This window comes from Noviherbaspirillum sp. FW303-A3 (assembly GCF_058788695.1).
Map to the genome: position 1 here is coordinate 5,170,506 of NZ_JBYTAZ010000001.1, position 11,181 is coordinate 5,181,686.

The window sequence follows — 11,181 nt, forward strand, 5'->3', positions numbered from 1 at the left end:
TATATGAAAATTGGACACGGTTTGCAGAAAAATACCGGCCCCGAAGTCGTTTCGAATTGCTTTGGCTCGCCACACCGGAAATGTATCCTGGACCCGTTCATGTCACAGCCGCCGATTTTCATTATAGACAATATGATCCACATGGCATGCCTGCCTGAGGCAAGCCTTGCAGGGCTTGAGGATGGGCGGCTCGACCGTGCAGCGGCGCTCGTGCATCGAGTAGATTTTGTATCAGAGGAATTGTCGAAAAGTTATTCCGCTGCGCTGGTGACTACCGCCAGATTGCATGCCTTGTTTATGGCCGCGGGCCATCTTCCTCTATTTCGTTCAGCACTTTCAGGATCGAGCCATATTCAAATTGGTCGGCTGCCGCGCCCAGTGCCTGCGCCAGATTCATGTCGCTGCCGGAACGAATCGTATTGATGACTTTGTTAATCGCGCCCGAATCCAGTCTCACCAACGCTTGGGCAAGTTCCGTTCGCAATTGCGCCGGCAAGCGTGCCAATGACGCAGCATCCAGTCGCACCGCAGGGGGCGGCACGACTTCCTGGGCGTACTCAAAATGCACCTTCAAATGCTCTTCCATCAAATCGAACAGCGCATTCTCGCGAAACGGCTTTCGCAGGAAATCGTCGCAGCCAATGGCGAGAATCTGCTCGCGCTCTTCCTCGAAGCTGCTGGCCGTCAGCGCGATAACGATCGTATTCCTTCCTTGTTCCGTGGCCTTGATCCGCTTGGTCGCTTCACGTCCGTCCATGACGGGCATGCGCATATCCATCCAGATGAGATGTGGCTGCCATTTTTCCCAGATCGCAATAGCCTCTTCGCCATTGGACGCACCGCGCACTTCGAACCCCAGCGGTGTGAGCAGCTTGAAAAGCAGCAGGCGTCCGTCCTCCCTGTCATCCACTGCCAGGATGCGATATTGCGGCTGTCCGGGTGCCAAGCCGATCACTCTCCGGCTCAGCGGGGTAGCATTAACCTCGATATCGTGCCGAGAGACCGGGCGAACCGGAATGCCGAATGCGACGGTACAGCCTCGCCCAGGTTCGCTGGATATTTTCAGCTCGCCGCCCATCAATTGCACAAAGCTGCGGCTCAATGCCAATCCAAGGCCGGTTCCCTCCTTGGCCATTTGGCCTGCTTTCGCTTGAACGAACGCTTCACCCAAACGACTCAATTCTTCAGGCGCAATACCAATCCCGCTATCCGAAACGGAGAAATTCAGTGAGCAAAGCGACTCTGCCTCGCCCGCACACTGCGCTTGATCGGGTTTGAGAGCTTCACTTGCATGCCTGCGCACTTGCAGGATCACGCCGCCGTTCGTAGTGAACTTCAATGCATTGCTGAACAGGTTGATGAGCACCTGGCGCAACTTGACTTCGTCGGCGCGAATGAATTGCGGAATGTCGGCGTCGTGTTCGACTTTTAAATCCAGGCCCTTTTGCCAGGCGGCCGCCGAGAACATGTCCCCCAGTTCATCGAGCAAGCCATGAAGATCAAAATTCCTTTCTGCAAGCGTCGCGCGCCCCGCTTCGATCTTGGACAGGTCAAGGACCTGATTGATCAGCAAATACAAATGTTCGCCGCTCTTGTGCACCACGCGCAAGTCATCGATCAAATCCGGCGCAAGCCGTTTATCGCGCATCATCAAACGCGTAAATCCCAGCATGGCGTTCAATGGGGAGCGCAGTTCGTGACTCATGTTTGCCAAAAATGCGCTTTTCGCCTGGCTGGCCGCTTCCGATGCTTCGGCGCGCTGGGCCTCGGCATTCGCAAGTGCCTGGTGATGCATCGCGTCGACTTTAGCTGCTTCTGTACGACGTCGCAGATGCAAAACGACACTGGCCATCAACAACAGGGATAGCGCAAATCCAAGTGCCATGGCCATTCGCACCGCGTCGGCCTGCTGTTGTTCCGCGCGCAGTCGTGCATTCTCCGCTTCCTTCAATCTCACGTCGAAGCGAGTCTTGAGCTCATCGGCCAGCCTCGTATTGGCAGTCTCCACCAGGCGCTGGCTTGACTCCTGCAGCGACTCCATTTCCTGATAGGCCTTTTGGTAATCTCCCAATTGCGCGTAAAGCCTGCCGGCTCGCCTATAGTAATCCGTATATATTTTCCCGCTGTTGTAAAAGCCGTTTCGTGGCAAGGCGGTTCTGGCGTCAAGCAGGGATTCCAGTGTTTCCTCAGTGCGGCCGAGTAGAGCAAGCGACTCCGCACGAGTGAGAAAAGCCCCAACCAGGAAATACCTGTCTGCGATCGCAGTCAGGGAGGGAAACGCTTGTTCAAGAAGCGCAAGTGCGTCCGAGAAACGTTTTTCCTCTTTAGCCAGACGCGCCAGGTGGAACCGAATGATCGCGGTATAGACGACCGCTTTCATTTCGAGTGAAATGGCTAACGCCTTTTCCAGGAAATACCTTGCTTCGCCATATTGCCGGCGATGATAGAAGGTAAGCCCAAGACCCAGGTTGTGCAAACTGGTGGTATGCCGGTATACGGCAGGATCGATGAGTTCAAGCGCCTGCCTGAAATAGATTTCCGCCTTTTTCTGGTCTTCTTCGTTCGCTTCCGGTCCGCCAAAGACTTCGGCAATCTGTCCCAAGGTCTGGGACATGCCAGAATTGTCTTGTTGCTCTTGAAAGAGCGCATAGGCTTTGGATAGCATTGCCATCGCCTCGGATTTCTCCTCCCTGGAAACAAAGCCCTTTCCCATGTCGAGATAGATCATCGGCACACAGAAACGTAATTGATGTCGTTCAGCATAAGCAATTGCTTCACGAAACATCAGGTTGCCGTCCTTGAATTGATACCTTGAGACATCCTTGGCTCTTTTGCTGAGCAGTTCGCACATTGCTTCATGGTCGCCAAGCTCGCGCCCGATTTCCACGACGCGCTCGGCGATTCTGAATTCGATTGGTCTGTCCACGTACGTGCGGCCGAGAAATTGAAGGCGCAATGCCTTCAATTCCCCTTCTTTGTCTCCCTCCTTGTTCGCCTTGGCCGCCGCCTCCGATGCAGTCTTGATCGCCTCTTCCGGACCGTAATCGACAATCCGGACAAGATCACGCAACTCGTCCACCGCCGCATGTGTATTCAAGGTCAGGAAAATCAGCAAAGCGCATACAAGCGAGCCGGGCAGGCACCGGAACATCTGGTTACTCCGCGGCTGGCTGGAAATTGACATGGAAGCTGCCCTTATTTTCTTTGACCCGGTGCTTGCAATTCTCTGAACGGCATCGCGAAATTACCGTTGATGTCGGCGAGAACGATCGCAAGTCCCGCATCCAGCCGCACGAACGTCGAACCAACAAATGCATCGCCTGAAAAAGCATGTTTCGGTTTGCCCTTGCTGTCTTTAAGCACGGTAAATCCGGTATCGAGTTCGACTGCATAGGCATTACCGGTGCCATGTGGACGACAGGGATCGGTGCTCGCCGATTTTCCGATGAAGCTGACAATGCCGCTGTTTTCTGTTGCGGCCTGCGTGATTTGCTCGCTACCGGTTGCTGGACTGCCCCGCTGCATGTCATGCAACCATCCCTTGTCCGGAATATTCAGGCGCTGTCCATTTTCGGTCACGGAGGCAAAGTCACGCCTTGTCAGCACATCCCGGACTGTCAAAGGCATCTCCTTGCTGCCGTCGCGAATCGCATACATCGTCTGCTGTTGCGGATTCCAGGCATCGTCCTGCCCCAGATCTCTCCCCGTTCCGACCAGCACCCAGCGGTCATGCCGAGCAGGTGATATGGCAATCCGGGGCGCAGCAGTCACGGGTTGCGGCTTTCCGCCGGGATCGGTCAGAACGGCAAGCTTGACAGGCGGCGGGTACTTTCCTGTTTTAACAGACAAGTCGAAACGCCATACATTGCCCAGAAGGTCTCCGGCATAGAGTTGGCCGGCCGTGAAATTCTCCGGATTTTCGACGTAGACCGAACCCTGTGCGAGACCAACGCTACGCGAGGGCGTGCCGATTTTCTGAATCAGTTTTCCCGTGCGTGCATTGACGATATAGACAAATCCCTCACCGGTACTCTTTCCTGAACCATTATCGTAACCTGAGGTGAGAAGCACGACCCAGCCGTCCTTGGCCGTGTGGACAATGACCGGGCGGCCGTAGCTGAAACCCATGTCTTTATCGGTAAATTCCCAGAGAATTTTTTCCGCTGCCGCCGCCTCGCTTGACGCTGCGGCGCCATCCGTCACATCGAGTGCATAGAAGCCTTTGCCTCCTTTACCCAAGCCGCCCACAAGGAGGGTGCGCCAATCACGGCGTGTTTCTTTCGCACCCTTCGTATTGGAAAAATCGACGTCGCGGACTTCAAGAGGGGCATCGACATAGTAGCGATGCGGATACGGCTTTTCCCGCGAAGCGTATGCCGCAAGGCCATCCACCGAAGGCTTGCCGCTCGGCCCGGCCATCACAAAGCTGGGGATATACGCCCACGCCTCTTGCCCGCCATTGGGATCCCTGGCCAGGTCGGTTTCCCCATTGAAGGCATGCAGCATCCCGTCGTTGGCGCCGACGTAAATCATCTTCTTGCGTGCGTTGGCCTTGAAGGCGGCGTAACCCGGGTGAGTCGATTCGCGATACGACGCGCCTTTTTCTGCCACTACCACGGCACCGGAGTGAACGATGTCTCCTAAAATATGGACTCGTGCCCGAAACGCCTTTTTCTCCTTGCTCTTATTTCCCCGGATGTACTCCACCATATCGGTCTGCGCAGCGATGGTTTCTCCCAGAGTGCGTTGCTGGGATGCGGCAAGCTTGTCTCGCACAAACGGCACAGTGCGGCCTGCGCTCATCGTGACGATCTTTCGCTTGCTTTTCCAGCCATCGCCGGCTGCAAGCTGATCGAGCAGGGCCGCCGCGCTCCACGACTTCTTGAAGCTGGCCGCCATCGACGGCGCATTGTCGATCACCAGATTTCCACCCACGACGTCGCCGCTCCATTGGGAGGATGTGAAGAACGTCTGATAAACACTGCTGCCTGCGCCAGCGGCATCAGCGTTATTCTGATGTTGAAATGCCACCCCGGTGCTTGCGCTCGTGCGTGACGATGCGGCAATGGAAGCGAAAATGCTGTTGAGAGCGCCTGCGATCTCGCTTGCACTCTGGACGCCGAAATAATTGGCGGGATCTCGCGTATCGGAACCGTCTTCACCTCGTGGACGGGATTCAATATCAACGCCCTCGGGACCGCCGTATTTGGCGGCCAGCCATAGCGGGTTTTTCCGTCCGCGGAGACCGCGAATATTGCGAATGTCAACAATAAAAGACTGCGCTGTTTGTTTGCCGATGGTGTGAGGCCCTGCCGGATCATCGGGGCGAATGTCCTGCGTATTGGCCCAATACGCCAGTCCGGCGATATAAAACGAGTTGAACTGAATTGCAGTCGGATTAGCCAGGCCAAGCTTGCCCAAGCCCTCAAGGGCTCCGACTTTATTGGTAAGTGCGGCAGCATCAATCGCAGGGTCCGGCAAGCGGGGGGCGCCTGCGTGGCCGGAGCAGGTATCGATGATCGCATTGCCAGGGATAAGCGTGTCGCACCATGTTCCTGCGTCGGAGAAGGTAAGAGTGAAATTCTTTTGGCAGGAAAACTGGATGGGGTCATCCCATTCTGTAATGACGGGAAAACCGTCTTTCATGTTTCTACCGATGTCAACGATGTATTCCGGAGTCGGCGAAAGGCCACGCAGATATCGCAGTGACTCATAGTACAGTTCCCCGACGGGGTCGAACTTCTTGTAACCGTCTGTCCTGCCAAACTTGTTCAGAAAATTGACGACCCCGCTATTGGGGACATCGCTTTGGGCCGCATCCACGGAATCAGGATTGGTAAAGAATATGCCATTGGAGGAAGACCACTCCGCATGGGGATTGCCGGCAAGTCCCTTGCCGCCGACATGCCGCGTGGGACCGACATCTTTCAGCCGGGCGCGCAATACGCCGCCGGCGCGTGAGATGTCGCCATTCACTACATACGAAGTGGCGCCGAATCGCATTGCCAGGCTGTGGTCTTGAATCAATCCGACAGGCTTGAACACCTGACCGTATTTTTTGCAATTCTGCTCCAGTCCTATCGTCTGATCGCATACTTTGACGCGAAGATAATACGTCTCCGCAGTGTGGAAAGTCATGCTGTCACTGACTTGTATTTGCATGCCATCGCGTATCTGAATATGTTGATCGCTCAGGCGAAGATAGAGTGGCGCGTTAGCGTTGCTTGAAAAAGGCGTGACCGTGCTCCGGTCCACTGGGGTGACGGTCATCTCGTTCAGGGTATGACTGTCGCCTCCGATACGTCTTAGCTGAATAATGCTGGTGAGTCGACCGCTATGTATTGCTTTTTCCAGAATGGTGGTCGACGACGTGTCAACGGAGCGGTTACCGCCTGTCAGCGAAATGCGAATGCTGTCTGCAAGCTGGGTGGTCGCCCAGTTAAGGTAATTGCCACTCCAGCGCCTGTGGCATTCATGAAAGGAATTGGCATATTCCCTTGGGACGAAAGCGCCTCTCGTATTGTCGGCGGTACTGGAGAGAATCGTGGCGTCGTAGTCGTAGCATTTACGCGGATCGAAATAACCCGCATAGGTTATTTCCTTGAAGTAGCAAAGTGTTTCGTTTACCGATTCACCGATCCGGGGGAGGGTGGATCTTCTGCTTCCCGGGCACTGTTTGTATCCAATTGTCCCTTTTGAGTGGACGAACTCAACCCGGCCTGGACTGTCCGGGTAGGCGAAGTGTTCACCGAGTCCATACTCATTGGAGACGATGAACATGAGATTGGCAGGAATGTTCGCCTCCGCTACGGCTGGTGAATCCGAGAGCGGTATCTTTGCGGCAAAGGCATCGTAGTCGACAAGGAAATGCGTCAGTGCTGCAAACAAGAGACGGTTCATTGCCTTACTCATGATCGATTTCAATGCGTTTTCCGTGCTGCTGGCCGCTCCTGGTTCCGGCACGCAGCAGAAGAATCTTCAAATAATCGTCGATGCGGGCGACCTTCTCGTTAAACAGGTTATAGAAAACCAGTCCGAATACGGCAATGCCAATGCCTAACGCAGTTGCGAACAATGCCGTGCCGATCCCCTTGCTCACGGCTGCCGGATCGGATATTCCGGACTGCGCGAGGACAGCGAAGGTATCGATGATGCCGAAGATCGTTCCCAGCAGCCCGAGCAACGGTGCCGCGGTCACCACAGTATCCAGTATCCAGAGACGGCTCACGAGTTTCGCCTTCATGGCGATGTAGATGGCTTCCGATAAATCTTCAACGTCGCCAGGCTCGACAAGAAGATGTCTGACGTCCAGCATTTCCCGCAAGGCTTGGGCACCGACACTGTCTCTATTGACCAGCGGCTGGGGCAAATCGCCAAGACACTGAATTTCACGAGGCATGGCAGCGGTCAGTTCAGCAGCATGGCGCAGGTTGACCGCATAAAAAATAAGGCGCTCGACAATAACGGTGATGGCAATGGCAGTTACCCCGTACATGACATAGAAGGTTATCTGGTGAAACCTCTCGTAGTCCATCCACCCCTCCTTGTTAAGAGATCAAAAGGCGACGCCATAAGAAATGCTGAAAAAACGCGGCGCCCCGACAAAATAGGTAGGGTTGTTCGCCGCGGCATTGGAGACACTTCCCCGGGAGGCCAGATAGCTCTTGTCGAAAAGATTGGTGACGCTGAGTCGCACGATTTGATTCTTGAGTATCCCCGAGTCCGGCAATTTGTAGCCCAGGTTGAGGTTGGTCACCGAATAACCCGGAACGCTTTCATCGTTGACGAGGGTGGAAAAGAATTTTCCGGTGTACTTTGTTTGAAGCTGCGCATAGAACGGGCCTGAAGCATACTGAATGCGCACGCCAGCGATCTGGTGGGGAGTGTTGGGGAAATCCTTGCCGCTGGTCGGCAGCGCCGTTGTCGCGCCAGTCTTGAGATTTTCCTTCATCGTACTTTCGGTATACGCATACGAGCCATAAACACTCCACCCGCCGAAGAGCGGTCGCGTTCCCGCCTCCAACTCTATCCCCCTGACGATCACCTTGCCGACATTGGTAAAGACGACTGTTGCTGCTTCGTCGTCAAATGCGGCAGCCAGGCGATTGTCAAAAACCGTGCGAAACGCGATGGCGGAAAAGTTGACATCCTTGCCTTGCGACCGATAGCCGATATCGGTGTTGATCGAACTTTCCGGTACGGTATTGCTAGCCCTGAACAACACCTGCCCTCGTGTGATCGAGTTTGTGTAGATCTGGTTATTGGGCGGCTTGTAGTTTTTCGCAATATTCGCAAAGACGTGACTTTCCGGCGTGAGCCAATAACGTACGGCGGCGCTTGGAAGCACTTTGCTGAACCGTTGATGCAACTGGTAATCGGAAAAGCTGTTGGACGTTGCCGCTGTAACGGGCCCCGACCCGGCGCGTCCTTCGCTCGCGTAGCTGAAAAAGTCGTTGGTGAATTGGGGAGCGCGCACGCCGATCGCCACATTCAGCTTATCGTTCATGAACGTCATCGAGTCCTGCGCAAAAGGCTGCCTTGCGGTAGTGATGGTAAGCCGGTCGCCGTTCTCGTACGAAGTGCCGTCGGGGCGCAGGATCAAAGCGTTTCTCAGCCATGCTTCGGCTGCGGTTCCGTCGTCATTCACGCGCGTGGCTGGAGTGGTTTGACGCAGCCTGGCCCGTTCGAACCAATAACCGAATGTGAGTTTGTGATTATTCAGCTGCCAGTTGATTCGCACTGTCACGCCGGGGCGGGTGGTGTCGTTGATGGTCGGGCGAGCGACCAGGATCGAATCCAGCGTATCTCCGTCGCCGTTGATATCCGTTCTTCCCGTCACCGTATGGGTTGTCTTGTCGAGGAAACCGTTTTCCGGGATCACCGCCTCCTGGTTGCCTCCGGTGGAATAACTGGTCCAATAGTAGGGCTCCACATCGAGACGCAAATCCGGCCTGATCTGAAAACTGCCTTTGAACGAATACAGCCAGTTGCGCGCCGGATTGCGGTTGAGACCATAGTAGTTGGTAGCCGTTTCCACTTGAGCGGTTCCATTGACAGGAGTGAGATGGCCTGTGAACGTATCGGCAAAGTCGAAGTAGCGGCCAAACTGGGAAAACTGCTGTTTGGTGATCACCCTGATATTGTCATTCATCTGCAAGTTGTGAAGGCCGGTGAAGATGATGCGATTGCCCGGGGACATATTCCACTCTGCCCCGAGCCCGAATTGATCACGGTTTGCAGAGCCTTTTCCCTTCCATTTGTCGACATGACTCTTTGATGCGGAAATGTAGGCTTTGAACCGCTCACCGGACAGAAGGCCGGTATCGCCGCGGACGAATGTCTTGCGAAGGTTGAGCCCTCCAAGCGTCTGTGAAAGACGCACTCCGGCCTTGTCGTCTGGGTCGCAGGTGGCTACGTTGACGGTGCCGCCAACCGCATAGATATTAGGCGCGTCGAATTCAGTCGAAGCGCGCGTCAGGGAGACCTGGCAGAGATTTTCGGGGTCCACGAATGGTTGTGTAAAGACGGTGCTGGCGCCATCATTGATCGGTACGCCGTCAATCGTGAAACCCATCTGATTGTGCGAAAACACCCGACTTGAAAATACGTTTTCAAACAGCCCTGTCGCATCGGTGCTGGATGAGTTTACGCCTGGCAGCAATTCAATCAGCTGGTATGGATCGGTTGTCGCACGTGCCTTTTCCGCGCTGGTCCGCGACACCACGCTGCGCGCCCTGGGTGTGTCGTCCCGCTCGATAAGGCCGGTGCCCAACTGCTCGCCTTCGCCGACAATGGAGATTGTTCCCACCTCGGACGTTTTTGGAGCGGAGTCCGGACTGGGGGCTTGCGCGACGACTTGGCCGCCATATGTCGCCAGCAAGGAAGTCACCAGAACAGGCAATGTGCATTGTTTCGACTGCATCATTCTCTCCTTTACCAGCAACTTGCCAGAGGTGCGAATATCGCTTTTTCCAGGATTCCCGTAGCCAGTAGACGCTAACCTGACGGTTGAAACGAGTAATCCAGGTGAATGCAGAACCGGTGCGTCGATTCCCCCGGGAATGCGCCAGCCGGAAATGGTGGATAGGCGCCGATGCGCAATAGCTTTCTTGCCTCGGCGTCGAGAATCATCGAATGGGATGTGCGTTCGATGACAATTTCGTTTGCTGGAATGCCGGCTCGACTGAGATCCATGCAGACGCGAACCGTACCCGACGGCTTTTGCACACTCGCCTCTCGTCCCGTCGGATATTTTTTTCGACTTTGCACATTGGATCGTATCTGGGCGATGTACGCTTCTTCGACACTGAGGTTTTTTGCTTCCTGCGAAGCGGCGGATGGTACGGCGGGTGCGGGTGGCGCAACTGGTGTAGCTGGTGTCAGAGCCCTTGCCGGCACGGCGGGCAGTGGCAATTCGGATGGTTCAAGTACTTCTTTCGGGGACGGAGAAATCGATGCTGCCGGCGGCGGCATGGGCTGCGCTTTTGCCCTTGGCGTTGCAGAATCGCGTATGCGGCGGCTTGTCGATGCTCTGGGAGCGGGCATCGGCATCGGAGGGCTTTCTATGGTGGGCGCAAGCTCCGGTTTCGTGGGGGAGGGCAGTGGAGCAGGCGCTTCAATATTTACTTCGAATTGCCCAGCAGGAAACCTGCCCATCAGTTGACGGACGGGGATGGCAATCAAGAGCAACAAAACAAGTAACGCGGGCGGAATCCCGACCCAGTCCCGGATGCGGTATAGGGTATGCATCGCGCCCTTACCTTCTTCGCGCAGCGATCGATAGTGAATCAAAGCCGCTGGCCTTGACCACATCCAGTACGTCCAGCAATCGCTGCAACCGGACCGATTCGTCGCCATTGACAAGTATGCTCGGTTTTTTTCTGTCTTTTCCTTGCTTTTCACGAAGCCGCTCGGGAATCTCTTCCAGAGTCACCATCCGGCCATCAAGCAGCAGTTCGCCCTCCTTGGCGATGGTGATGACGATGCGTGCCGGCGCAGTCAGCTCCTGTACCTGGGACGACTTGGGAAGTTGGGTTCGAACTCCCAGCGTGGGAATGACGTTGATGCTGATGAGTACAAAAAAAATCAATAGAAACATCATCACATCGATCATCGGAATGATTTCGATGCGTGCCCTCGCCCGTTTTGATTCTCCCCAGCGCCTCATTGGGCAATCCTACT

The 11,181-nt window shown here is 55.2% G+C and carries 6 protein-coding genes; all 6 read right to left on the minus strand.

Going from position 1 to position 11,181, the window contains the following annotated elements; translation table 11 throughout:
• Positions 1 to 295: 295 nt before the first annotated feature.
• Complete coding sequence (locus AC3WOY_RS24750) at positions 296 to 3,184, minus strand: ATP-binding response regulator (protein ID WP_492428666.1); 2,889 nt, start codon at positions 3,182 to 3,184, stop codon at positions 296 to 298.
• Between the two features lie 11 nt (positions 3,185 to 3,195).
• Positions 3,196 to 6,924, minus strand: a complete 3,729-nt coding sequence (locus AC3WOY_RS24755; RefSeq protein ID WP_492428668.1) for a pilus assembly protein — start codon at positions 6,922 to 6,924, stop codon at positions 3,196 to 3,198.
• Entirely contained in the window at positions 6,905 to 7,534 is a 630-nt protein-coding gene (locus tag AC3WOY_RS24760) for a MotA/TolQ/ExbB proton channel family protein (protein ID WP_492428670.1), read from the minus strand. Before AC3WOY_RS24760 ends, AC3WOY_RS24755 begins: the two co-directional genes overlap by 20 nt.
• A gap of 21 nt (positions 7,535 to 7,555) precedes the next feature.
• Positions 7,556 to 9,925, minus strand: coding sequence for a TonB-dependent receptor (locus tag AC3WOY_RS24765; protein ID WP_492428672.1), 2,370 nt, complete (start codon positions 9,923 to 9,925; stop codon positions 7,556 to 7,558).
• A 71-nt stretch (positions 9,926 to 9,996) separates the two neighbouring features.
• Complete coding sequence (locus tag AC3WOY_RS24770) at positions 9,997 to 10,749, minus strand: energy transducer TonB (protein ID WP_492428674.1); 753 nt, start codon at positions 10,747 to 10,749, stop codon at positions 9,997 to 9,999.
• 7 nt (positions 10,750 to 10,756) lie between these two features.
• Positions 10,757 to 11,167 (minus strand): ExbD/TolR family protein, encoded by a 411-nt coding sequence (locus AC3WOY_RS24775; RefSeq protein ID WP_492428676.1) that lies wholly within the window; start codon positions 11,165 to 11,167, stop codon positions 10,757 to 10,759.
• Positions 11,168 to 11,181: the final 14 nt, after the last annotated feature.

What these genes read in the sequence shown, in the direction of transcription:
- AC3WOY_RS24750 (WP_492428666.1), bottom strand. Translation starts at nt 3,184, where the DNA reads ATGTCAATTTCCAGCCAGCCGCGGAGTAACCAGATGTTCCGGTGCCTG.
- AC3WOY_RS24760 (WP_492428670.1), bottom strand. Translation starts at nt 7,534, where the DNA reads ATGGACTACGAGAGGTTTCACCAGATAACCTTCTATGTCATGTACGGG.
- AC3WOY_RS24765 (WP_492428672.1), bottom strand. Translation starts at nt 9,925, where the DNA reads ATGATGCAGTCGAAACAATGCACATTGCCTGTTCTGGTGACTTCCTTG.
- AC3WOY_RS24770 (WP_492428674.1), bottom strand. Translation starts at nt 10,749, where the DNA reads ATGCATACCCTATACCGCATCCGGGACTGGGTCGGGATTCCGCCCGCG.
- AC3WOY_RS24775 (WP_492428676.1), bottom strand. Translation starts at nt 11,167, where the DNA reads ATGAGGCGCTGGGGAGAATCAAAACGGGCGAGGGCACGCATCGAAATC.